The 25,410-nt window shown below is 34.8% G+C and carries 23 protein-coding genes and 3 other annotated features; of the genes, 18 read left to right on the top strand and 5 right to left on the bottom strand.

The annotated features are described in order from the left end of the window. Window positions 1–63 precede the first annotated feature (63 nt). Complete coding sequence (locus P3F81_RS05440; RefSeq protein WP_147670624.1) at window positions 64–1,728, top strand: peptidoglycan D,D-transpeptidase FtsI family protein; 1,665 nt, start codon at window positions 64–66, stop codon at window positions 1,726–1,728. 24 nt (window positions 1,729–1,752) lie between these two features. On the opposite strand, the gene P3F81_RS05445 is transcribed toward P3F81_RS05440, so the two are convergent. Together P3F81_RS05445 and P3F81_RS05450 are read right to left on the bottom strand one after the other, a co-directional pair. Continuing rightward, the gene (locus P3F81_RS05445; RefSeq protein WP_147670622.1) at window positions 1,753–2,076 is read right to left on the bottom strand and encodes a hypothetical protein; all 324 of its coding nucleotides are present in this window, start codon (window positions 2,074–2,076) and stop codon (window positions 1,753–1,755) included. Window positions 2,077–2,248: 172 nt separating this feature from the next. Beyond that, window positions 2,249–2,926, bottom strand: a complete 678-nt coding sequence (locus P3F81_RS05450) for a hypothetical protein (protein ID WP_147670620.1) — start codon at window positions 2,924–2,926, stop codon at window positions 2,249–2,251. Between the two features lie 192 nt (window positions 2,927–3,118). Between P3F81_RS05450 and P3F81_RS05455 the strand changes: the two genes are divergently transcribed. The 14 genes from P3F81_RS05455 (at window position 3,119) to P3F81_RS05520 (ending at window position 20,614) form a co-directional block, all read left to right on the top strand. Beyond that, the gene (locus P3F81_RS05455; RefSeq protein ID WP_147670618.1) at window positions 3,119–3,883 is read left to right on the top strand and encodes a hypothetical protein; all 765 of its coding nucleotides are present in this window, start codon (window positions 3,119–3,121) and stop codon (window positions 3,881–3,883) included. Window positions 3,884–3,935: 52 nt separating this feature from the next. Continuing rightward, window positions 3,936–4,161: a binding site (T-box leader), on the top strand. Window positions 4,162–4,199: 38 nt separating this feature from the next. Beyond that, window positions 4,200–6,104, top strand: coding sequence for a threonine--tRNA ligase (thrS, locus tag P3F81_RS05460; protein ID WP_147670616.1), 1,905 nt, complete (start codon window positions 4,200–4,202; stop codon window positions 6,102–6,104). 53 nt (window positions 6,105–6,157) lie between these two features. Continuing rightward, window positions 6,158–6,280: a sequence feature (ribosomal protein L20 leader region), on the top strand. Between the two features lie 25 nt (window positions 6,281–6,305). Beyond that, window positions 6,306–6,830 carry a translation initiation factor IF-3 gene (infC, locus tag P3F81_RS05465; protein WP_147670614.1) on the top strand — a complete coding sequence of 175 codons (525 nt, stop codon included), beginning with the start codon at window positions 6,306–6,308 and terminating at the stop codon, window positions 6,828–6,830. Between the two features lie 13 nt (window positions 6,831–6,843). Continuing rightward, window positions 6,844–7,041, top strand: coding sequence for a 50S ribosomal protein L35 (rpmI, locus tag P3F81_RS05470; protein ID WP_147670612.1), 198 nt, complete (start codon window positions 6,844–6,846; stop codon window positions 7,039–7,041). 27 nt (window positions 7,042–7,068) lie between these two features. After that, entirely contained in the window at window positions 7,069–7,425 is a 357-nt protein-coding gene (gene rplT / locus P3F81_RS05475; RefSeq protein WP_147670610.1) for a 50S ribosomal protein L20, read from the top strand. Between the two features lie 202 nt (window positions 7,426–7,627). Then, on the top strand, window positions 7,628–8,989 hold the full coding sequence (locus tag P3F81_RS05480) for a TrkH family potassium uptake protein (RefSeq protein ID WP_309320737.1): 1,362 nt from the start codon (window positions 7,628–7,630) through the stop codon (window positions 8,987–8,989). A gap of 13 nt (window positions 8,990–9,002) precedes the next feature. After that, entirely contained in the window at window positions 9,003–9,677 is a 675-nt protein-coding gene (locus tag P3F81_RS05485) for a potassium channel family protein (RefSeq protein ID WP_147670608.1), read from the top strand. Beyond that, window positions 9,674–10,489, top strand: coding sequence for a TrmH family RNA methyltransferase (locus P3F81_RS05490; protein ID WP_147670606.1), 816 nt, complete (start codon window positions 9,674–9,676; stop codon window positions 10,487–10,489). The genes P3F81_RS05485 and P3F81_RS05490 overlap by 4 nt, the downstream gene beginning before the upstream one ends. Before the next feature lie 41 nt (window positions 10,490–10,530). Then, window positions 10,531–10,745, top strand: a binding site (T-box leader). A gap of 227 nt (window positions 10,746–10,972) precedes the next feature. Next, the gene (gene pheS, locus P3F81_RS05495) at window positions 10,973–11,995 is read left to right on the top strand and encodes a phenylalanine--tRNA ligase subunit alpha (protein WP_147670604.1); all 1,023 of its coding nucleotides are present in this window, start codon (window positions 10,973–10,975) and stop codon (window positions 11,993–11,995) included. A gap of 28 nt (window positions 11,996–12,023) precedes the next feature. After that, a complete protein-coding gene (gene pheT, locus P3F81_RS05500) occupies window positions 12,024–14,459 on the top strand; it encodes a phenylalanine--tRNA ligase subunit beta (protein ID WP_147670602.1) in 2,436 nt (811 codons plus the stop codon). A gap of 135 nt (window positions 14,460–14,594) precedes the next feature. Beyond that, the gene (locus P3F81_RS05505; protein ID WP_147670601.1) at window positions 14,595–14,840 is read left to right on the top strand and encodes a cell division protein ZapA; all 246 of its coding nucleotides are present in this window, start codon (window positions 14,595–14,597) and stop codon (window positions 14,838–14,840) included. Window positions 14,841–14,896: 56 nt separating this feature from the next. Further along, entirely contained in the window at window positions 14,897–15,517 is a 621-nt protein-coding gene (locus P3F81_RS05510; RefSeq protein ID WP_309320739.1) for a DUF421 domain-containing protein, read from the top strand. Window positions 15,518–15,638: 121 nt separating this feature from the next. After that, window positions 15,639–18,137 (top strand): U32 family peptidase, encoded by a 2,499-nt coding sequence (locus tag P3F81_RS05515; protein WP_147670599.1) that lies wholly within the window; start codon window positions 15,639–15,641, stop codon window positions 18,135–18,137. 122 nt (window positions 18,138–18,259) lie between these two features. Next, entirely contained in the window at window positions 18,260–20,614 is a 2,355-nt protein-coding gene (locus P3F81_RS05520; protein WP_147670597.1) for an endonuclease MutS2, read from the top strand. Window positions 20,615–20,680: 66 nt separating this feature from the next. Here the strand turns inward: P3F81_RS05520 and P3F81_RS05525 are convergent, their stop codons facing one another. Then, a complete protein-coding gene (locus P3F81_RS05525) occupies window positions 20,681–21,331 on the bottom strand; it encodes a hypothetical protein (RefSeq protein ID WP_147670595.1) in 651 nt (216 codons plus the stop codon). Window positions 21,332–21,342: 11 nt separating this feature from the next. Beyond that, complete coding sequence (locus P3F81_RS05530; protein WP_147670593.1) at window positions 21,343–21,651, bottom strand: YbaB/EbfC family nucleoid-associated protein; 309 nt, start codon at window positions 21,649–21,651, stop codon at window positions 21,343–21,345. Between the two features lie 134 nt (window positions 21,652–21,785). Here P3F81_RS05530 and P3F81_RS05535 point away from each other — a divergent pair, with 134 nt between their 5' ends. Together P3F81_RS05535 and P3F81_RS05540 are read left to right on the top strand one after the other, a co-directional pair. Further along, entirely contained in the window at window positions 21,786–22,148 is a 363-nt protein-coding gene (locus tag P3F81_RS05535) for a hypothetical protein (protein WP_147670590.1), read from the top strand. An 89-nt stretch (window positions 22,149–22,237) separates the two neighbouring features. Further along, complete coding sequence (locus P3F81_RS05540; protein WP_309320740.1) at window positions 22,238–22,372, top strand: hypothetical protein; 135 nt, start codon at window positions 22,238–22,240, stop codon at window positions 22,370–22,372. Window positions 22,373–22,436: 64 nt separating this feature from the next. Here P3F81_RS05540 and P3F81_RS05545 read toward each other — a convergent pair whose 3' ends face one another. Continuing rightward, window positions 22,437–24,575: a transglycosylase domain-containing protein gene (locus tag P3F81_RS05545; RefSeq protein WP_147670588.1), complete on the bottom strand. Its 2,139-nt coding sequence runs from the start codon at window positions 24,573–24,575 to the stop codon at window positions 22,437–22,439. A gap of 159 nt (window positions 24,576–24,734) precedes the next feature. On the opposite strand from P3F81_RS05545, the gene yunB reads away from it, so the two are divergent. Then, window positions 24,735–25,370 (top strand): sporulation protein YunB, encoded by a 636-nt coding sequence (gene yunB / locus P3F81_RS05550; protein WP_147670586.1) that lies wholly within the window; start codon window positions 24,735–24,737, stop codon window positions 25,368–25,370. Window positions 25,371–25,410 lie beyond the last annotated feature (40 nt).

The raw sequence follows: 25,410 nt of genomic DNA on the forward strand, positions 1-25,410 counted from the left end.
TTTATAAGAACTTTATTATAGCTTTAGTAAAATCAAGGCATACTATTTATGGAGGTGAATGGTATGCCTTTTCCTTTTGCACGCATTTATCATTTATTCCTTTTGCTTTCAGCTATAGGAATTATTTTATTAGCTCGATTATTTTACTTGCAAATTTTCATTAGTGATGATTTAGCAGCTTTGGGGTTATTGGGACGGGTGCAAGAAGTAAAAATGGTATCATTACGAGGTGATATTTTAGCTCGTAATGGAGAGAAACTAACGAATTCTATAGAGCAATATAATCTTACGATATTTCCTGGAAAATATTATCAAAAGGAAGGGCAAGTTGAAGAACTATCTAAAATATTAAGCAGAGACAGTGAAGAATTAAAAAGAGAAATTAAATCCATTGTAAAACCAAAGGTAATTGCAGAAAACTTATCTGAAGATATAATAAAAAAAATTAATCAATTAGGTTTAGATGGATTTATAATTAGTAAAGCTAAAGTTCGATATGGAGAAAACATTGCAAATCATATAGTTGGATATATTAACAAAAGTGATAATAAAGGCGTAAGTGGAATTGAATATTTATATGATGACATTTTAAAAGTTGCAGATGAAGAGTACGTAGCGGCCTTAATAGATGCAAGAAGTGAACTTATCCCTGGATTAAGCTATAAAAAATTGCATTTGCCGGAGCCATATGGGAATAATGATGTCAGATTGACGATTGATTATGGGATACAAAAAAAGGTAGAAGAGATATTAGATGAAAATAAAGTGCATAAAGCCGCAGTTGTAGTTATGAATCCTAAAACAGGTGAAATTTTATCCATGGTATCTAGACCCAATTTTATGCCTGGAAAAATTGAAGATTACTTCTCTGCGGAAGATTCCCCATTATTAAATCGTGCAGTTAGTAGTTATCAGCCGGGGTCTGTATTTAAATTAGTTGTAGCTGCAGCCGCATTGGAAAAAGATATTGTAAAACCTAAGGAAGTTTTTAATGATGATGGTTTTATTGACGTAGATGGAATTATTTTTCGTGGTTGGGATGAAAAAAGTGGAAAAAGAAAGCTTACATTTGAAGAAGCTATTGCATACTCGAGTAATCCAGTACTTATTCAAGTTGGGCTGAAGCTAGGATTTGAAAATTTAAAATTATTTGCACAGAAGTTTGGTTTCGGAAATCGGACGGATTTAAATTTCCCTAATGAGACTTTAGGAAATCTACCTACAAATGATCAATATCATCGAGGTGAACTTGCTAATTTTTCAATAGGACAAGGAAAGTGTGAAGTCACACCGTTACAGATGGCGTGTTTTACATCAGCAATAGCAAATGATGGAAGTATACCTTCGCCTAAATTGGTGATCGAGATAAATAATCGTCATGGTGATTCTATAAAGATGATTAAAACAAAAGAAAGTAAAAAAATATTTTCGTCTAAAACTGCAAAAATATTAAAAGATATGATGCTTGGTGTTACGAGTTATGGTACTGGGCAAGCTGCATATGTTAAAGAAGGTGGATCGGCGGGAAAAACAGGATCTGCTGAAACTGGCAAGGTAAATGAAAAAGGGCAAAGTATCAATCATGCTTGGTTCGTTGGGTTTGCACCATTTGATGAACCTGAGTATACAGTCGTTGTTTTTGTCGAAGATGGAATGTCTGGTGGAAACATAGCAGCGCCACTTTTTCGTCAAATTATAGAGTCTATAGAAAAGGCTGAGGTTACATAAAATAATGTAATCTCAGCCTTTGATTTATTTCCGTAATGTAGTTATAATAGATTGGAATTCTTGGTCATTTATTGGATGAAAAGCAGTTATTTCATCGACCATAATAAAGAGTTCCGGAAGGGTTAATATGTCATTTGTGTTTGTTTTAAATATTACGTCATGAGCAATTAAAATATTTGATAAACCTTGTTGATCTTGCGTTAATTTTTGTTTGCAAAGGATTATTCCTGCAGCTGTAAAAATTAGGTGTTTTTTTTCACCGGAGCTGGCGGCAGAAATTAATCCTTTGATTGCTTCTTCCTTACAAGTTAGTTTTTCAAATACATTTAATAAAGATGATTCCGCCATACTATATTCCTCCTTAGGTTATATTTAATATTTATTGTAGTCATTTTATAATAAAAATCAAGGTTTGAAAGTGGCAGAGCATGAGAAATAAGCACCCTTTATACAAATAACAATGTATAAAATGGTGCTTATTTCTTAATAGAAAGCTTAAAGTTTTATACTGAATGACTGGTTATTTTGCATTATGAGTTTCAACATTCATAGCACCATTTTGATTCATAATCTGAATGGCTTGTTGAACTTTGTTTGCATCTGTTTTAATAACTGCTAATGTTTTGCCATAAGCAACTTCATTATTGTACTCTTCACTCTTATCACTAGGAATGCCCCAATCAATCAATCCACCTGTGATTCCGCCACCAACAGCACCTGCGATTGTTGCAGCGATTGGACCTGCGGCTATGATTGGCCCAATGCCTGGAATTGTTAAGGCACCAGCGCTCAATAATAATCCGCCAATACCTCCAATAGCACCGCCTGCCATAGTTCCATCAGCAATAGAGTCATCACTGCCCATATTGTTTACAACATTATCATTGGTTTTTTCCTTAGAAATGATGTTGATTTCTTCAATGGTAAAGCCGCTTTGACGTAATTGGGCAGCGGATTCTCTAGCGGCATTTAAGCTAGAGAAAAGCCCAACAACGGCTTGAGGGATTCCGGATTGTTGATTCATCGTGTCTGTAATATTTGCTTGTTGATTATTGCTTGATGCCTGCGTAGTATTTTGTGCTTGATTTTGATTTGCGGTCGAGTTCACCTGATTTGTGTTACTTTGTGCACTATTATATGATGTAGTAAGAGGAGAAGTTGTCCCTTGATTTTGAGAATTTGTTGAATTATTTTCCACTTTTTTGCCTCCTTTGATAAAAAAACATATGAAACACTTTTTATAGTTTATACAATGTTTGTCCATATATACATCAAATATATTTTGTAATGAATTGCATATACTAAGTATAATATAAATAATAAAAAGGTTTTTTTCGGTAAGTGTCAAATAAATAATGGTTATATGATTATAAATAGGGATGGTGCTGAAATGAAGAAAGCCGAAACAATGATGGATGAAGTTATAGAATTAATTCGAAATGAAGAAAAAGTTAAAACGTTAAAAATTGAAAAAGATTATGAGGTTGAAGGTAGAACGGCATCATATCCCATTGATTTATACTGGGAGTTTGAGGGTGGAAATGGGATTGTATATAAAGTGATTATACAAACTAGACAGATGGATAAATCCGTAGATAGAAATCGATTATTTCATTTTGCTAATATTTTGCAAGATATTTCTGGTCAAGTTATGGGAGTCATTTTCACGCAGCCTGTTTATGAAAAAATTGTAAAAGATGTTGCTAGAGATGTAGGGATTGTTCTTTATGAGATGACAGGAGTGAATGATAAACCAACATGGCAGCCGTTGATTGGCGAAGTTAAGATTGAATTTGATAAAGAGTGGGCAAAGGCGGAAAAAGAAAAACATGGATTAGGGGATCAAATGATTTCTTATCATGGTGAACCCAAGGAATCCTTTTTATATAATGAATCCGGACTATGCGTTGACTCTATAGAAGGAATTTTTAATGATTATATAAAAAAGCAAGAGGCGAAAAATGATTTTTCCGAGGTGGCAGTCGAGCATAAATTTACAGAAAATATATATTTACAAACGGGACATCCGTTAATTCCAAAAGTTAAGGTCAATGCCGTTTCATTTAAACTGACTTTTGAAAATATTGCAAAAGTTGAAACTGGAGAGATTATCCAGAATATTTTCCATGCAGCATTAAAAGCGAGATTGAATTAAAGATTGACATTATTTATCTGATTGAGCTATAATATTAAAATAAAATTATATTGTAAAAGTAATGATGAGGACATGGTATCAATGTAATTGTTTTCAGAGAGAGATGTGAAAGCTGTGAGCATTTTATTCAATTGTTGATATTACTACCTTTGAACTGTAGGCTGAAATAGTAGTAAGCTAAGCCGGGGAATACCCCGTTATCTAAATGAAGGTGGATAGGTACTTTATTATCTATCAATCAGGGTGGAATCGCGAAGTATAATAACCTCGTCCCTTTATGGGGATGAGGTTTTTTTATTTTTAGGAGGTAGTTATTTTGATAAAATTAATGTTAAAAGATGGCGCTGTACGTGAAGTGAAAGAAGGCACAACTTTATTAGAATTTGCGCAAACTTTAAGCCGCAGTTTAGCGAAAAGCGTATTAGTGGCAAAAGTAGATGATGTCGTAGTTGGTTTAGATACAGAGTTAACGAAAGATGCAAAGGTCGAATTGTTAACTTTTGCTGATAGTGAAGGAAAACATGCGCTTAGACATAGTGCTTCACATATTTTGGCTCAAGCTGTACAACGTTTATATAAAAATGTGCAGCTTGCAATTGGTCCAGCAATTGAAAATGGATTTTATTACGATTTTGATGTTGAAAAACCATTTTCGCCAGAAGATTTAGAGAAGATTCAAAAAGAAATGGAAAAAATCATACAAGAAAATTTATCAATCGAGCGCAAGGAATTAAGTCGTAAAGATGCAATTAAAATGTTTGCAGATAAAGGTGAAACATATAAAGTAGAGCTTATTAATGATTTGCCAGAAGATGCTGTAATTTCTACGTATCAACAAGGTGAATTTGTTGATTTATGCGCTGGCCCGCATGTGCTTTCAACAGGAAAAGTGAAAGCTTTTAAATTGCAAAGTATTGCAGGTGCTTATTGGCGTGGCGATGAAAAACGTAAAATGTTACAACGTATTTACGGAACGGCTTTTGAAAAGAAAGCAGAGCTTGATGCATATTTGACCATGCTTGAAGAAGCTGCTAAACGTGATCATCGTAAATTAGGGCGTGAATTAGATCTATTTAGTTTACAAGAAGAAGGACCGGGCTTTCCGTTTTTTCATCCAAATGGAATGATTATTCGCAATGAATTAGAAAATTTCTGGCGCCAATTACATCGTGAGTATGGCTATAAAGAAATTAAAACTCCAATTATTTTAAATCGTAAATTATGGGAACAGTCAGGACATTGGGATCATTATAAAGAAAACATGTATTTTACGCAAATTGATGGTGAAGATTATGCGGTAAAACCAATGAATTGCCCAGGTGGAATCTTGGTATATCGTACACAACATCATAGTTATCGTGATTTGCCGCTTCGTACGGCAGAGCTTGGGCTCGTACATCGTCATGAATTGTCTGGGGCATTACATGGATTAATGAGAGTGCGTAATTTTACGCAAGACGATGCACATATATTTATGTTGCCATCGCAAATTAAAGATGAAATTCAAAAAGTAATTGATTTATTTGATAAAGTATATAGTACGTTTGGATTATCTTATCATGCGGAATTAAGTACCCGTCCAGAAAATTCAATGGGTAGTGATGAAGTATGGGAAACTGCTACAAATGCTTTACGTGATGCATTAAATGAACGTGGTATGGAGTATATTGTTAACGAAGGTGATGGTGCATTTTATGGACCTAAAATTGACTTTCATTTAAAAGATTCCATTGGTCGTACATGGCAATGTGGGACGATTCAACTAGACATGCTATTGCCTGAAAAATTTGATTTAACTTACGTAGGTGAGGATGGACAAAAGCATCGTCCAGTTATGATTCACCGTGTTGTATACGGCAGCATTGAACGCTTTATTGGAATTTTAATTGAGCATTATGCTGGTGTGTTCCCAGTATGGATTGCACCTGTGCAAGTAAAAATTCTAACGATTGCTGATAAACATGCAGAGTATGCAGTTGCTTTAGAAAGAGAAATGTTTGCAAAAGGAATTCGAGCTGAGGTTGATGACCGCAATGAGAAAATTGGCTATAAAATTCGTGAAGCACAAATGTCTAAAGCACCTTATATTATTGTTGTTGGTGATAAAGAAATGGAAGAGGGACAAGTTGCGGTTCGCAAACATGGGGAGAAAAATAGCATAGTTCAATCTAAAACAGAATTTATTAATGAAGTAATAGAAAAAATTCAGAAAAAAGCATAAAAGGTATTGACAGTATATCATTTAACTGATAATATAGTTAAGTGAGTTAAATACGTGTGAAGTAGAAGCCATCCGCTTCTCACCTTATGGCGCTTAGTCAATAAGGTAAGATGAATTATTAATATTTATTATTGTAATTTACGGGTGGCGTGTGCTGCCCGTTTTTATTTTGTATGTATACACAATTTTTTTAGGAGGTGAATCTCAATTAGTAAAGAGAATCCAAAAATTAATGAAGAGATTCGGGCAAGAGAAGTTCGCGTAACGAGTCCGACTGGTGAACAGCTTGGTATTATGTCTCTTAGAGATGCATTAAGGATTGCAGGTGAACAACAATTAGATTTAGTTGAAGTTGCACCTACAGCAAAACCACCAGTTTGTCGTATTATGGATTTTGGTAAATACAGATACGAACAACAAAAACGTGACAAAGAGGCGAAGAAGAAACAAAAAGTTGTTACTGTAAAAGAAGTAAAACTTCGTCCGAATATTGAACAGCATGATTTTAGCGTCAAGCTAAAAAATGCACTTCGTTTTATCGAAGATGGTGATAAAGTAAAAGTTACCATTATGTTCCGTGGTAGAGAGCTATCGCATCCGGAACTTGGCAGAGAGATATTACTTAAGATGGCTGCTGAAATGAAAGAATTAGTAACCGTTGAACGTGATCCAAAGCTTGAAGGTAAAAATATGATTATGATTTTAGCACCAAAGGCACATAACTAAAGGAGGAATAGCAATGCCAAAAATTAAAACACGCAGAGCTGCAGCAAAACGTTTCAAAGTAACTGGTTCCGGTGAATTTAAACGTGCAAAGGCTTTTAAAAGTCATATCTTAGAAAAGAAATCCCCGGCTCGTAAACGTAATTTACGGAAAGCAACACTTGTAAGCAAAGCTGATTACGAACGCGTAACTAAAATGCTTCCTTACGCTTAAAATATAGATATTTAGGAGGAACGAAACATGCCAAGAGTTAAAAAAGGCGTGACTGCACATAGACGTCATAAAAAGATTTTAAAACTAGCTAAAGGTTATAGAGGCGCAAAAAGCAAACAGTTTAAAAAAGCAAATGAAACTGTAATGAAAGCGCTTTACTATGCGCGTCGTGACCGTCGTGCGAAAAAAGGTGAATTCCGTCAATTATGGATCGCTCGTATTAATGCGGCAGCTCGTATTAATGGAATTTCCTACAGCAAATTAATCAATGGTTTAACAAAAGCTGGTGTAGCTGTTAACCGTAAGATGCTTGCTGATTTGGCTGTAAATGACAGTGCTGCATTTACTAAATTAGTAGAAGTAGCAAAAGAACAATTACAATAAATAAGTTAAAGGTTCTGATTTTTATCAGAACCTTTTTTAACAGCGTTGTTTATCTGTATTTTTTAGTTAAATAATGATAATATATTTTATAAACCTAAAATGTATTATCATTATTTAACTAGGAGTAAGTTTTTAAATTAAATAGAACATATTATTTGGTAGTAATAAACTGGTAATATTGATTGTAGACGGAGTGAAAAAATTGAATGCTAAAAAGTTTGCGAATTTTTTAGATATATCTAGTTGGCAGTTAACGCCATATCAAATTCTTATTATTGGTTTTACTTTATTGATATTCATAGGAACATTTTTATTGATGTTACCAATATCGCACGCACAAGGAGGGGGGATGTCGTTTATTAATGCATTATTTACGGCTACTTCTGCTGTTTGTGTAACTGGTTTAGTTGTCGTAGATACGGGGACATTCTTTTCTTTATTTGGACAATTAGTTATTGTTGCATTAATTCAAATTGGTGCATTTGGGATTATGACGACAGCAACATTAGCGGCTGTTATTATGCGACGCAAAATACAGCTAAAAGACCGTTTGATTATGCAGGAAGCATTAAATCAATTAACTTTATCAGGAATTGTTCGCCTGACGATTTATATTTGTCAAGCATCATTATTGATTGAGCTTATTGGTGGAACAATTTTAGCTGCTAGATTTTATCAGGATTTTGGAATTGAAGGAATTTATTTTGGATATTGGCATGCTGCTTCTGCATTTTGTAATGCTGGATTTGATGTTTTTGGTGGCAGTGGAAGTAATATTACTCGTTATGTTGATGATGCTGTAGTTACGATGACGCTGAGTTCTTTAATTATTGCTGGTGGGGTAGGTTTTGGAGTTTTAGCTGATATCTGGCAGAATAAGAAATTTAGATTGTTTTCATTGCAGACAAAGGTTGTTTTATATACTACTGCTTTTTTAATTGCATTTGGTACATTTTGGGTTTTGATTTTGGAATATGATAATGATGCCACTTTAGGTGGACTTACTTTTTATGGTAAATTATTAGCTAGTTACTTCCAAGCTGTAACGGCAAGAACGGCTGGATATGCTACAATTGATACGAGTTTATTGATGGATGGAACATTATTTTCCATTATTATTTTAATGTTTATTGGTGCATCACCAGGCTCGACAGGAAGTGGAATAAAGACAACGACGTTTGCAGTGATTGTATCAGCTGTTTGGGCGCAAATTCGTGGAAAAACGGAAGCTGAATTATTTTATCGGCGTATACCAACAATAACTGTCTATAAATCTTTTACGATTTTTATTATAGCTGCTATTTTAATTGTATTTGTTACATTGATGCTTAGTATTAGTGAATCTTTTCCATTTATTAATATTTTATTTGAAGTTGTATCTGCATTTTCAACAACGGGATTATCTACAGGGATTACATCCGAATTAACATGGCATGGTAAACTATGGATTATTTTTACAATGTTTATTGGAAGGATTGGTCCAATGACAGTAGCATTTGCGTTGGCTTTAAAATATAAGAAGAGTAAAATACAATATCCTGAAGGAAAAATTACAATTGGATAGGAGTGAATGATAAATGAAAATTAAGAATAATCGAAATAATCGACAATTTGCTATTATTGGTTTAGGACGGTTTGGAAGTAACATGGCAAAGGCATTACATAAAATGGGATATGAGGTTTTGGCTATTGATAAGAACCCACAAAAAGTGCAAGATTTTAGTGATGAAGTAACTCATGTTATCCAAGCCGATTCTACAGATGAAGCTGCTTTAAGAGCGATTGGAATACTTAATTTTGATGTAGTTGTAGTGGCTATTGGTGAAGATGTTCAATCAAATATCATGACAACTTTGCAGCTCAAAGAAATTGGCGCATCCTATATTGTAGCTACTGCTCGTAATAGCTTACATGGGAAATTGCTTGAAAAAATTGGAGCGGATAGGGTTGTTGCTCCCGAACGAGATATGGCACGGCGTGTAGCGTATAACTTAGCATCAACAAGTGTGATGGATTATATTGAGCTTTCACCAAAGTTTAGTATTGTGGAGATTACAGCACCGAAAGCTTTTCAGAATCAAACATTAGCAGAGTCTAATATTCGTGCAAAGTATGGAATAAATGTTGTAGCAATTAAACGGGGTGATGATTTGATTATTTCACCTTTGCCTAATGAAGTGATTATCAATAATGATATAGTTGTTGTTGTCGGTAGCAATGAAAGCATTAACGGCTTGGAGGAACTAGAGTGAGCGAAGTAATTACCAGTTTGCAAAATGCACATATTAAATTAGCTGCTAGTTTAAAACAGAAAAAGTATAGAGACATGCATCAAGTTTTTATTGCGGAAGGGACTAGATTAGTTGAAGAGGTACTGAAATCTGATTGGGAAATTAAATTTGCCATTTACTTAGACTCTGTGAAAAACGAGAGAATTTTGCACTTGGTAGATGAATTGAAAACGAGAAATTGTGCCCTATATCGGGTGAATCAAAGTATTTATGATAAAGTTTGTGAAACAAAAGGCTCACAGGGGATTTTATTGGTGGTAAAGAAGCACCAGTATAATTTATCAGATATATTAAAAAGAGCTGAAAACCCGGTTGTCGTAATTATGGATAGCGTGCAAGACCCTGGAAATGTTGGGACTATTATTCGTACTGCGGATGCTGCAGGATGTAGCGGAGTAATTTTAACGAAGGGGTCTGCTGATATTTTTAATGGAAAAACAGTGCGGTCGGCAATGGGGGCACTGTTTCATGTACCTATTATTGAAGATGTAGAGACAGAGGATCTATTGCAGTTTGTGAAAAAGAATTCTATTAGAACTTATGCAGCTGCACTTGATAAAACTGCTAAAACTTATTTTTCATGTGATTTTGCTAAACCAACGGCAATGATTTTTGGTAATGAAGGAAATGGCGTAAGTGATACATTGTTAATAGGTGCAAGTGAAAAAGTATTTATCCCAATGCAAGGCGATGCTGAATCGTTAAATGTAGCAACTTCGGCTGCAATTATTATTTATGAAAGTTTAAGGCAAAGAATTTCTAGGAATTGTTGAGATTTTTTGTTGAATGTGTTATAATCCGAAAGATAATATGGTTTTAGACGATGAAGGAGAAAGTAAGCTGATTTTGATTTTTCAGGGAGATTATTGCCGTGACTGGAAGCATAATCATATCAATTCGTTGAAAGTTCGCTCTGGAGTTTTTCTGGTGAAATAAACATGTGTTGTTTAAGTAGTTGGAACGTTTGCCGCGTTAAGGTTTTGAGTATCAATTAGGGTGGTACCGCGAAAGTAAACTTTCGCCCCTTTACAGGGGTGGGAGTTTTTTATTTTATAAGCATAAACAAGGCTGTTTCAGTAGGAGTTTTAACTCCCACTGAAATCAGACAAGTAATCCAGGGGGTTACGAGGTCTTTACTTCCGCTTAAAGGAGCGGGAGTATTATAAGCAAAGAACCAAAATCTTTGATTTTGTGTGAATCGCTTATTTCGATAGATGACCCCGTTAGCCATCGGATAAAATATTCAGGAGGTTTTTATGGAACAGCAGTTGAAAAGTTTAAAAGCAGAAGCTATACAAGCATTTTCTGCAGCGGAAAATCTTAATGCTCTAAATGAATTAAGAGTAGAGTACCTTGGGAAAAAAGGAAGTTTAACGACGATCTTACGTGGATTGGGTGCATTAAGCCCTGAAGATCGTCCCAAAGTAGGGCAAATGGTCAATGAAGTTCGTGCTGAGCTAGAAAGTATGTTAAACAATAAAAACAATGAATTAAAAGCGATAGAATTAGCAGCGCGTTTAAAAGCAGAAAAAATTGATGTTACTTTACCGGGGAGAATAAATCAAGTGGGTCATTTACATCCACTTACGTTAACGTTAAATCGTATCAAAAGCATTTTTATGCAAATGGGATTTAGTGTTGCTGAAGGACCAGAAGTAGAACAAGATCATTTTAACTTTGAAGCGTTGAATTTACCGAAAGATCATCCTGCACGTGATATGCAAGATTCGTTTTATATTACAGAGGAAATTTTACTTAGAACCCATACTTCACCTGTTCAAGCGCGAACAATGCAAGCGAATGAACCGAATAGTCCTATTCGTATTATTGCTCCAGGAAAAGTATATCGTCGCGATTATGATGCAACACATTCACCTATGTTTACCCAGGTGGAAGGTTTAGTTGTTGACAAAAATATTAGTTTCTCTGATTTAAAAGGAATGTTAGAAACTTTTATTCATCAGATTTTCAATGAAAATGTCGGTGTTAGATTTAGACCAAGCTTTTTTCCGTTTACGGAACCAAGTGCAGAAGTTGATATTTCTTGCGTAATGTGTCAGGGGAAGGGCTGTCGTGTATGTAAGGGGACAGGATGGTTAGAAATATTAGGGTCTGGAATGGTGCATCCCCGTGTTTTAGAAATGAGTGGATATGATCCTAATGAAGTAAGTGGTTTTGCATTTGGAATGGGTGTTGAACGAATTGCAATGCTTTTATATGGTATTGATGATTTGAGATTATTCTATGATAATGATTTGAGATTTTTACGTCAGTTTTAATTTTTGAGGTAGAGAAAGGGGTTCGCGTATGCAAGTTTCAATAAAGTGGTTAAAAGATTATATAGATTTTAAAGAAACTCCAGAGCAAATTGCTGATAAATTGACAATGGCTGGTGTACCTGTAGAGAATATTAAAGATATGGGTGCTGGATTAGAAAAGGTTATTACAGGTAAAATTGTACAAATTGAAAAACATCCTAATGCGGATAAGTTATCGATTTGTACTTTAGATGTTGGTCAGGCAGAAACGATTATTATTGTAACAGGAGCGACTAATGTTCGTGAAGGACAAATTGTACCAGTTGCAATGATAGGCGCTAAATTACCAAATGGATTGAAAATTTCTAAGGGTAAACTACGTGGGGTTGCATCTTTTGGGATGCTTTGCTCGGCAGCAGAGTTAAATTTGGATTTAGATTCTTTATCTGATGACGCTAAATCTGGAATTTATATTTTACCAAAAGATACATCGGTTGGCATTCAAGTAAAGGATGTTTTGGGATTAAATGATGTTATTTTAGAGTTTGAGCTTACAGCCAATCGTGCAGATTGCTTTAGTGTTCTTGGAATAGTAAGAGAAATTGCAGTGTTAACTGGAAATTCTGTAAAAAAACCAATGTTGCGATTACAAGAAGATGGAGATAAAAAAGCAAATGAATTAATTTCTGTAAAAATTGAAGCAAATAATCTTTGTTCAAGATTTTCAGCGAGGGTATTACAAAATGTAAAAGTTGGGAAATCTCCAGCTTGGATAAAAGAAAGAATTGAAGCTGCAGGAGTACGTTCGATCAATAATGTTGTTGATGTTACAAACTTTGTAATGCTTGAATTTGGGCAACCGATGCATGCATATGATTATGATATGTTAGCTGGACATGTTCTAATTGCTCGTCAGGCAAATCAAGGAGAAAAATTGACAACGTTAGATAATGTGAAACGTGAATTAAATCCATCTATGCTAGTTATTGCTGATAGTGTACAGCCAGCAGGTCTAGGCGGTGTTATGGGTGGACTTGCTTCTGAAGTAACGGAGTCAACTAAAACTGTAGTTTTAGAGGCAGCCGTATTTAATGGGGCAAATATTCGCAGAACTGCACGTGCTTGCGGACTTCATTCTGAAGCTTCCGGAAGATTTGAACGCGGTGTTGATGTAATCAATACAGTAAAGGCATTAGATAGAGCTGCTCAATTATTAGAAGAAATGGGAGCTTGTACTGTTTGTCCGGAAATTGTGGATGCATATCCAGGTTTTGAATTACCAAGTCAAGTAAAGTTTACCTCAACGCAGGTGAATAAACATTTAGGAACAACTATCTCTAGTCAAGTGATGGTTGATATATTAAAACGGTTAGAGTTTGAAATCAGTAGTGTAAAAGGTGAAGAAATTACGGTTACTGTTCCTTCTTGGCGCAATGATGTAAGATGTATGTCAGATATTGCAGAAGAGATTTCGCGTATTTATGGATTTAATCGTATTGCTTCTACATTGCCAGATGGATCAATGATGCAAGGTGGACAAAGTGAAGAACAAAGCTTTGTCGATAGAGTAAAGGATATTTTAGTTGCCGCTGGAATGAATGAAATTATTTCTTTTAGCTTTACTCACCCACAGACCTTTGATAAATTGAATATTCCAGTGGATAGTCAACTTCGTCAGGCCGTAGAAATAATGAATCCAATTACTGATGAATTTCCATTGCTTAGAACTACAGCGGTAAGCAGTGTTTTGGAGACCATTGCACGCAATCTTTCAAGGAAAAATGAAGATTTAAAAATATTTGAAATTGGCTCGGTTTTTACGCCAAAAGCTTTGCCTTTAACAGAACTACCGATAGAAAAATTAATGCTTTGTGGTGCATTAACAGGCAAGCGTACTGATATTGCTTGGAATCAAGGCAAAGATACTGTAGATTTTTATGATGCAAAAGGTGTGATTGAAGTTTTATTCGAACGGTTAGGAATTCAAAAATACACCGTTCAAGCTGGTGAACATTATGCAATGCATCCAGGGAAGACAGCACTGTTTATGAAGGGGAAAGAAATTATTGCATATGTTGGCGAAGTTCATCCGCAAGTACAAGCACAAATGAACATTACAAAGAAAACTTATTTGTTTGAAATGGATATCGAAAAATTAATGAAATACTCTGCTTTAACATGTCGTTATCAGTCATTACCCAAATATCCAGCGATGTCGCGTGACTTAGCTTTAGTTGTTGCCGATGATATAACGGCTAGTGAAGTTGAAAAAATGATTGTTAAAAATGCTGGAAAATTATTAAATAATATTTGTTTATTTGATGTGTATATGGGTGAGCAAGTTGGTAAAGGACAAAAGAGTTTAGCCTTTTCGTTACAATTCCAATCTGCCGAGAAAACTCTAACTGATGCAGAAATTGATCCATACTTTGAGTCTATTATCAAAGCATTAGAAGAAGCTTTTAACGCTAAACTAAGAAGTTAAGGTATAAGTAAGAGAATGTGGGAGAAATTTTTATTTCCGTATTGCATTCTCTTATTTTTTGCTGGCAGGAATTAAGTTAATACAAGGAGAATTTATTACCTGAATGTAATAAGTAGCGAATTTTAGGTGAAATAGATGAATGAACATAAAGTAAAGGTTAAAATTTTTGGGGAATCCTATGCATTAAAGGGTGATTTAGAGGCTAAGCGAGTACAAAAGTTAGCTGATTTTTTGGATGCGCAGATGCGTTTAATTGCGAAAGCCAATCCACTATTGGCACCAACAAAGATAGCGGTTTTGGCAGCACTCAACATTACGGATGAATATATGAAATTACAAGAAGATTATAAAGATATGCTTGAAATACTAAAAAATGAATAAATGAAAGTATAAAACCCCTTTATTTTTACATAATAGAAATAAAGGGGGAGATTTGTGTGAGCGCGTTTATGGAAATGGTCAATATCTTTTGGCTCATTCTGCTTTTATGTTCAATTGCCTTGATTGTTATACGATTAATGGGGAATCGTACTGTAGGGCAATTGTCGCCATTCGATTTTGTTATAATGGTAGGAATAGGTGATATCATTGTTACGACGGCGATGGATAAAAACCAAGATTTTTTTGCGGGCATTGGTGGATTGCTAGCATTGTTAGCTTTGCAACAAGCATTATCTTATTTATCATTAAGAAGTACTTTTTTTCGGCGTTTGGTCGAAGGGACTCCTGTTTTATTAATTAGGAATGGTAAGATTATTCAAGAAAACTTTAATAAGACGCGTTTTAATTATGATGATTTACGGCAGGAACTACATAAATTAGGAATGGATATGACTGAAGTAAAAGATATTAAATTAGCACGTCTGGAAAGCTGTGGAGTTTTCACAATAATAAAAAATCATGATTTAGAACCAGTATCGAAAAGAGATGTATCCCTTTACATGAAAGATTTGGAGGATAATCCACTAAGTCCCATGGGACAAATGTGGAGACAGTTGCATAGAATGATAGAGGAAATACATGAAATAAAAGAGTTGCTAAAAAAGAGTAAAAAATAAATGTAAGAAAAAGCTGCTGCATATTTGCAGGCAGCTTTAATTTTTCTGATTTAATAGATAATAATTTTATTTGATATGATATAATAATTAAATACAATGGATAAACGAGAGGGATAAATAAATGGTGGAATTGTTGGCTCCTGTTGGGAGTAAAGATGCATTAATTGCTGCTGTGGAAAGTGGTGCAAATGCAGTATATTTAGCAGGAAAAATGTTTGGTGCTAGAGCATATGCTGCTAATTTTACACAAGATGAATTGGTAGAAGCAATTCAATTCGCACATAGACGTGATGTTTTAGTAGATGTTGCAGTAAATACAGTCGTTGATAATAGTGAATTTGAGGAATTGGCGGAGTACTTGAGATTTTTATATCATGCAGGAGCCGATGCAATTATTGTACAAGATTTAGGGGTCGCTAAGCTGGCACGTGAAATTGTTCCTGACTTACCTTTACATGCGAGCACGCAAATGACTGTACATAATATCGAGGGTGTACGCTTTTTGAAAGAATTGGGATTTACCCGTGTTGTGTTATCGCGTGAATTATCTATCGAAGATATTCAATACATTTGCCAAAATATAGACATTGAAATAGAAGTATTTATTCATGGTGCACTGTGTATTTGTTATTCAGGACAGTGCTTAATGAGTGGAATGATTGGGGGAAGAAGTGGCAATCGTGGTCGGTGTGCACAGCCATGTCGATTGCCCTATACTTTAGTTGATGGAGATGGAAATAATGTATTGGCTGGAGGAGAAGCTGGCGAATATTTATTAAGTCCAAAAGATTTAAATACGATCGACCTTTTACCAGAGCTGATCGAGGCTGGTGTAGATTCGTTAAAAATTGAAGGCCGGATGAAGCGCCCAGAATATGTTGCAGTTGTTGTTGATACGTATCGTCGGGCGGTTGATTCTTATCTTGCGAATAAAAATGATTTTGTTGTTGATTTGGTTGAGAAAAAAGAATTAGCACAAATTTTCAATCGTGATTTTACTGAGGCATATATGAAAAAACGTCCAGGTAAGTTCATGATGAGTGACCGCAGACCGAATAATCGAGGCGTTCTAGCTGGAAGAGTAGAGAAATATGATGCAAAAACCAAGCTGGTTACGATAAAATTAGCAGAGACTTTAAATCAAAATGATATTGTTGAGTTTTGGGTAAAAGTCGGCGGGCGAGTAAGCGCAACTGTAACGACGATGTATGTAGAAGGAAAAGAAGTAACGTCAGCTTTACCAAATCAAAAAGTTTCATTTGCGATTTCATCACCAGTTCGTGATCATGATCGGGCATTTAAAGTATTTGATGCACAGTTAATGGAACGTGCGCGTAGTTTTTTTAATCAAGGTGCGCCATTAAGGCGTTATGCAATTGACGTAAAGGTAACAGTAAGTATAGGCTCTCCCTTAAAAATTGAAATCGTAGATGAAGAAGGATTTTTTGGCAATGGTGAGACTGATTTTGTTGCGGAAAAGGCCCTGAAAAGGCCGTTGACTGAAGAAACGATAAAAAAGCAAATTGATCGAATGGGAACTACAGTATTTGCTTTAAGGAAATTGACCTGTAATATTATTGGTGAAGTTATGGTGCCGATGAGCGAAATTAATGAGGCAAGACGCAAGGCTGTAGAAGAACTTGAAAAAGCCCGTATGATAAAGTTTGTTCGCCCGGAATCAGTTGTTGAAAATAATAACTTGATAAAAAATATATTACGAAATAAAAAACGAAATCATGCAATAAAACCACAATTGGTTGTCAATGTAGACACCATTGAAAAAGTAAGAGTTGCAATTGAAAATGGAGCCGATATTATTTTATTTGGTGGCGATAATTTTCAACATTCTGCCTTAAAAGATAGTGATTATCACAAGGCTTATCTTTTGGCAAAGGAGTATAATAAAAAAATTGTTTTCAATACACCGCAATTGTTAAAGCAATGGCAGATGAAAGGTTTTATTTCTTTAATTGAAAGTTTTAAAGAAAATCTTCCCGATGCGATAGCCGTAAATAATATTGGAACTTTGCATATGATAAAGAACCATTTCAATGTTCCATTGCAGGCAGATTATCATATGAATGTATATAATAATTTAGCTATAGAGCTTCTAGCTTCTAGGGGAGTGGAAACCGTTACTTTATCCCCGGAACTAAATTTTTCTCAAATTGAGCAAATTGCTGATTTGGCAAAATGTGAATTAGAATGTTTAGTCCATGGAAATTTATCATTAATGGTTTCTGAGTACTGCGCTATGGGCAGCTTTTTAGGAAACTTAGATAAAGGTGCCTGCAGCAAACCTTGTTTAAAAGAAAGCTATTTTTTAAGTGATCGAAAAGATGAAAAATTTCCGTTAGTTACAGATCAATATTGTAGAATGCATGTATTAAATGGTAAAGAGTTGAGTATGTTCCCTCATGTTCCGCGTCTTTCCGCTATTGGAATTCATCGGCTTCGAATTGAAGGAAAATATATGACTCCAGCTAAGTTGGCTAAAATTACGCGTTTATATCGTGAATTTATTGAATTGGGCGAAGAGCATCCTTTATTTAAAGAGGATAAAATGGACGCTATTGAGAAAAACATTACACGTGGTCATTATTTTAGAGGAGTACTATAAAAGTAAAGGGCTGGGGCTACATAATCCCAGTCCTTTACTTATTTATATGTATTTTGTTATAATGATGCGTGGGTATTAAGAGTTTATTTTTACAATAAATGTGGATGATAGCAGGTGACATGATGGATAGAAATGTTTTAAAGACATTAGAATATAATAAAATTATTGCAATGCTTGCAGAACGAGCAAGTTCATCATTAGGAAAGGAAAAAGTTGCCGCTTTGCTGCCGAGCAATGAATTTAGTGAAGTAAAAGAATGGATAGCTGAAACTCAAGAGGGGATGCAAGTTTTACAAACGGGTGTAGCATTACCTTTAGGTGGAATTCGTGATATTAGAGCATTGTTGAAAAAGGCTAAGCTGGGAGTTATTCTTGACGCTTGTGATTTATTATCGGTTAGTAGTACTTTGTATGCCATGCGAAAAATGAAACGTTTTTTTAAAGAGTTAGAGCTTGAACTGTTTATATTATCAAATCTTGCAGGCAATATTGAGATAGTAGGGCACTTGGAAAATGATATTAATGCTGCCATTGATGAAAATGGAAGGATTCGTGATGATGCAAGTGTAGAACTGTTGCGGATCCGTCGTGAAATTAAACAATTTCAAAGTAGGATAAAAGAGCGTTTAGATGCGGTACTTAGAAATCTTGATTATCAAAAGTACTTTCAAGATAGTATTATTACAATGCGGGGGGATCGCTATGTGGTACCTGTAAAACAAGAATATCGTCAGTTTTTCCCTGGGATTATTCATGATCAGTCTTCGAGTGGAGCGACTTTATTTATTGAACCAATGGAGATCGTTCACTTAAACAATGATCTTAAACAACTGGAAGTTGCAGAAACGCGTGAACTTGAAAGAATTCTTAGAGCAATTACAATGAAAATTGCGAAGAATGTTGAAGCTTTGCAAAAAAATTGTAAAATATTGGGTCAGGTAGATTTTATTTTTGCTAAAGCAAAATTAGCGCAAGCTTTAGATGCTGTGATGCCGATCTTGAATCAAGAGGGCTATGTAGAATTATTAAAAGCACGTCATCCCTTAATTGCAGCTGATAAAGTAGTAGCTATTGATATTCAACTGGGTAAAGAATTTAAGACATTGTTAATTACCGGACCAAATACAGGTGGCAAAACAGTAAGTATAAAGACGATGGGATTATTTTCTTTAATGGCGCAATCGGGGTTATTTATTCCAGCTTTAAGTGGATCGACGTTACCGGTATTTCATAATGTGTTTGCTGATATTGGCGATGAACAAAGTATTGAGCAAAGTTTGAGTACTTTTTCCGCGCATATGACGCATTTAGTAAAAATTTTAAATCAAATTGAAGCCGACGATTTGTTGCTTATTGATGAAATTGGAGCTGGTACAGACCCCGAAGAAGGTGCAGCCTTAGCGATGGCAATATTGGAACATTTAATGAAGATTGGAACAAAAGTCATTGCCACTACGCATTATAGTGAATTAAAAACATTTGCGTATTCAAAAGACAACATTGAAAATGCCAGCGTAGAATTTGATATCGCAACATTACGTCCGACGTATCGTTTGCTTATTGGGATTCCGGGAACAAGTAATGCTTTTGCAATTAGTAAGCGACTTGGCTTGGCAGATAGTTTAGTATTAAGAGCAAGACAATTGATTGATGCAGATCATGCACAATTTGAAAAGATATTAAATACATTAGAAACAGAAAAATTATTATATGAACAACGCAATGCCGAAATTGTCGAACGTGAAGCACATATTGTACAATTAGAAACTAAATTAGAAAAAATGCGGGCGGATTTATCAGCGAAAAAGGAGCGAATCCTTACTAAAGCGCAGGAAGATAGTGCGAATTTAATACGTAAAACGAGACGTGAAGCTGAAGAAATTATTCGAGATCTAAAAGAACAGTTCAACGATCAAGGTGCGAAAAAACGTCAAGAAGTATTTGATAAAAGTAGGCAACGGCTGAAGAATAATACTCAAAATTCTTCAGTGAACCTATCAAATGAATATCCGATACCGGTAAAAATCGAACAATTAAAGGTTGGAGATATGGTATACGTAACAACCCTGGGGCAAAAGGGAATGATTATTTCGCTAGGCAGCCGTGATGTAGGGATCCAATTAGGGATGATGAAGACGATGGTGCCCATTACTTCTTGTCGCGCAGTGCAGCAAGAAAAGCAAAGCAAAAAGAAAAATGAGCAAAATTCTATTAGATTTTTAAAAGTTAATGATGTTGAAAGACAAATTGATATTCGTGGGATGATGGTAGATGAGGGGGAAGCGGTTCTTAGTAAATATTTGGATGATGCAATTTTAGCCGGTTTAGCTCAAGTGATTGTTATTCATGGTAAGGGAACGGGTGCATTAAGAAAAGGAGTCCGTGCTTATCTAAAAGCGCATAGGAATGTGCGTGATATCAGTATTGCAGATAGCAATGAAGGTGGAGATGGTGCTACTGTTGTACAATTGATGTAACTATACAATAAAAGCTGTATTTGAGAGTATGAAACAACGTTCATATTCTATCAAATACAGCTTTTTTTAAAAATTGGTCTTCCAATTTAAAAAACGGCTTGGAGGCTTTTTTTCATTTCCTTGGAGGACTATATTTTTCGCGGAAGTTTCTGCTTCTGATGGTGGAGTTGCTTGTAGTTCTTCTTCGTTGAGGGGAGGTGTTTCTGTGACTTCTACAGTTTTGGCAGGTGCTTCTTGCTTATTTTTTATAGGGTCAGTTTTTTCGGTCTGGTTATTGCTTAGATTGTTAATCATACTCATCACAGAAGCGATGCTTGATGGATTGATTTTTGATTTTAATTGTGAATTATTAAGTAACGGTAATAATGACATTAACAAATCAGGGGAACTAAGTAATCCGCTTAAATTTCCTAAGCCGCCTAAGCCGCCTCCCAATCCTCCTAAAGCGCTTAGCGCACCGCCTAGACCTGAATTGCTATCGGTTTTATTTCCCCCAAGTAGGTCACCTAGAAGTTTTTGTAATGGATTTACTGTGGATTGTTGATTCATTGATGGCATAGATAGATTCGACTGTTGTGGCGTAGTATGATTTAAAATAGAAAATAAACATAATAAGGACAATATACTGATGATCGTATCATAATTTGAAGTGGAAGACAGGTTTTCAACTAATCTAATGATACTTTGCAATGTTGTTTTATCGGTTGTAGTAGTCATAATATCCTCCCTTAAAATAAACCAGGGATATGAGGAAGATTTAAGTCATTGGTTAGTTTGTTGATAGCAGATTGATTTAAATCACGTGATTTTGTGATTGCCTGATTTAATGTGGCACATAATAAGTCTTGTAATAACAATTTATTTTCAGGGGACAAATAATTTGGATTGATTTCAATACTTACGATATCTTGTTGACCATTAACGACTACGGTCATTACATCTCCACTAGATGAAGAAATTTCTTCGTTCTGCAAATTTTGCTGTGCTTCTTGGACTTTTTTGACTAGATCCATTACATTACCTAAATTATCTAGCATTAAATTCACCTCCTAAATTTATTGTTTACTAAGACACTCTATGCAAATAAATTTTAAATGTGTGTCCCTAGAATAGCAATTTTAAAAATTTTTCATATATTAAATTGAGTAAAGAATGATAAGGAGGTATAAGGATGCGGATAAGACAAAAAAAGAAAAACTTAAAAACAGAAAATAATGAAGTTATAAGGCCAGAAGTAATAGAAGTAGAAGAATTAAAAAACGATAGCAATAGTGAATTTAAAAAAAGTAATGGAGCATTTAGATTCGTAAAAAAAATGATTGCAAACCCGAATTTAGGATTTCAAATTATGGTTATCATTCTTACCTTAACATCTGATGATGAAAGACTGGAGAGGCGTATTGACGGAATGAATACTACTGTAGGCAAAATTCGTAGTATAACAGAGATGTTAAATAAAACAATGGGATCGGTAAAAATTGCAGCAGAGACGCCAAAAAAAATTAGACAATTATTTGATGAAGATTTAAAGTAACCTTTTTAGGGTGCTTTCCATATATTAAATTAGAAGGGCTGGCAATGAGAAAGTTGCCCTCAGTTAAAATGTTTAAGGAGGTTGTTATTATGGCAAGATATGGCGGATTTGGTTGTGGTGGAGCAGGCGGCGGTTTTATCTGGATCATCATTATCATTATTTTACTTTTATGCTTCTGTGGTTGTGGAAATGATGAATGCTGTAGCAGTTCTTGCTCCTGCTAATTAATGTATATGCAATAAAATCAAAAAACACGCATAAATTATGCGTGTTTTTTGATTTTATTTTTTATGAACGATTTGGAACTGGTGGTGGAACAGATGGTTTAGCTGGGGCGGGAATAGCGGGAATATCCTGAGGTGTTGTTGGGTTTGAAGGCTCATTTTCTTTATTAGTTGTTTTTTTATCGGATTTTTGGTCATCATCTTTTTTAGTAGTTTTATCTTTATCTTTTAATTTATCTTTATCTAACTTATCTTTTTCTTCTTCTTCTTTTTTCAGTTTTTCTTTATCTGTATCAAGAACAGAAGGTGTATCGTCAATAACTAAACCGTCAGGTTTTATAAATGATTTAGCTGGTGTACCTGCTAAGGCTTGCTTCATAAAAACTCGCCAAATTGTAGCTGGTGTATCTGCACCAGTAATCCCATCTAAAGTTCCATTACTATCGTTACCCATCCATACTGAGGTTACTAGGTCGGGAGTGTAGCCAACAAACCAAGCGTCGACATAATCGCTTGTTGTTCCTGTTTTACCGGCAGCGTCTCTGCCGATATTTGCCCCAGTACCGGTGCCTCTAGTGATTACGCCACGTAACATATCTGTTAGAATATAGGCACTTTTTTCACTAATTACAGTTTTTTCTTGAACTGTATTTTGTTCAAGAATTTTACCGTTTCTATCAACAACTTTAATAATAGCAGTTGGTGTAGCATATACGCCATTGTTTGCGAAAACTCCATAAGCAGCAGCAAGTTCTAGAGGAGTCACTCCGCGTGTTAGACCACCTAATGCCATAGATAAGTTGCGATCGTTTTGCGGACCGTCAAGAACAAGAGTAGAAATACCCATCTCTTGCGCATAGTAAAGAGGTTTATCTGTACCAATTTGTTGAGCTATTTTTACGGTAGGAACGTTTAATGAACGTTCGGCAGTCGCTCTTAATGTAACTTTCCCGTTGAACTTACCATTGTAATTTACTGGAGACCAAGTTCCGAATGTAATTGGAGAATCATCGATAACTGTAGAAGGAGATAAATTACTTTCAATAGCAGCTAAAAATACGAAAGGTTTAAATGCAGATCCAGGCTGGCGTATTGCCATTGTAGCACGATTGAATTGATCATCACCTCTGCCGCCAACCATAGCTTTTATGTAGCCAGTGTGTGGTTCAATAGCAACTAATGCACCTTGTGGTTGAACGATTCCGTTTTCATCAGTTTGATATTTTGGCAATTGTTCAGCAATTGTTCTTTCAGCAATATGTTGCATATCTAAATCAAGTGTAGTATAAATTTTCAAACCATTCTTATAAACGGCATCTGCACCATATTTTTCTATTAAAGCTTGAGTAACATAATCAACAAAATATGAAGCAGAAGTAGATTTTTTTTCAGCAGTATGTTTAGCTAACTTTATTTCAGTTGCTCTTGCTTTATGAGCTGTAGCTTCATCAATATATTTATATTTTACCATTTGATCAAGTACTGTTGATTGTCTTTCAGTAGAAGCTTTAAAATTATTCAGTGGAGAATAATAGTTTGGACTTTTTGGAATACCAGCGAGCATTGCGCATTCAGATAAGCTTAAATCTTCAACATTTTTCCCAAAATATAATTGGGATGCAGCTTGAACTCCATAGGCACCTTGTCCAAAATAAATTTGATTTAAATATAATTCTAAAATTTCTTGTTTTGTATATTGTTTTTCTAATTGCAGGGCCAAGAATGCTTCTTGGATTTTTCTTTTTAATGTTTGTTCTTGAGAAAGGTAAGCATTTTTAGCTAATTGTTGTGTAATTGTGCTACCTCCTTCAGATACTCCGCGATTTGTTATATTTGACCAAACTGCGCGTAAGATACCACGAGGGTCAATACCAGAGTGCTGATAAAAACGGGCATCTTCTACAGCAATAAAAGCATCTTTTAAGTTTTTTGGAATTTTATCCAATTTCACAGGAACTCTATTTTCTACTGCGTGTATATTGGTAATTAGATTACCGTTAATATCATAAATTTGTGAAGACGCTGGAGGCGTTATATCAGCTGCCAAACCAGGCTTAGTATTTAATGTAGCAGTAAGAAATCCAAGTCCAACTCCCGTTATCATTACAGCTAATATAATCACTATAATTAATGCAATTTTTCGATAGGAGCTTTTATTTGACTGTTTAGTTTTTCTTGATTGCTTATTTGTATCTTTATCCATTAGTAACCTCCTTGGAAAATCCATGTATATGATATTGTAACATAAATTTGTATTTGGTAGGTATATTATTTTTTATAAATACATAGCATTAGTAAATATTAAATGATTTTTTATGTATAAAATACTAAAATAGTTTTTTGCTAATAGTGAGGTGATTTAATGAGATTTATGGTGCAAGAACGAAAGAAAAAAACAAAAAAAATTATTTGGATATGTATAGGAAGTATTTTTATTTTATTTTATTTATTTTGGGTTATGGAAACGCATTTAAAGCCTAGTATTTTGGCAATTGCAGAAGCTAGGGCAATAGGAATTGCGACACAATCAATAAATAAGGTTATTGAAGATAAAGTGAAAAATAAGGTAGAGTCAAAAGATTTGCTAGATGTAAAACTTGATAATCAAGGTAAAATCGTATTTATTCAACCCAATACTATGGAATTTAATAGGTTGTCCGCTGAAATTACAATAGATGTTCAAAAAACTTTACAGGACTTATCTAGAGAAAATATAGAAATTCCATTAGGACAAATTACAGGCAGTCAAATTTTAGCTAGTATAGGACCAAATATTAATGTAGCTGTTATTCCGGTAGGGGTAGTTAAGATTAAAACTATTAACAATTTTGAGCAAGCAGGAATTAATCAAACCAAACATATGATAAGTTTAGCGGCAGAAACAGAAGTCAAAATAGTTGTTCCAATGATTAGTAAAAGCTCAGTAGTAAATACACAAGTCCCTATTGCTGAATATGTTATTGTAGGAGATGTTCCAAATACATATGTACATCTTTAAAATAAAAAATTCATAAAAGATATTGACAAAAAAGAATGAA

Origin of the sequence: Selenobaculum gibii (assembly GCF_030273445.1) — a bacterium.
GTDB classification, from domain to species: domain Bacteria; phylum Bacillota; class Negativicutes; order ICN-92133; family ICN-92133; genus Selenobaculum; species Selenobaculum gibii.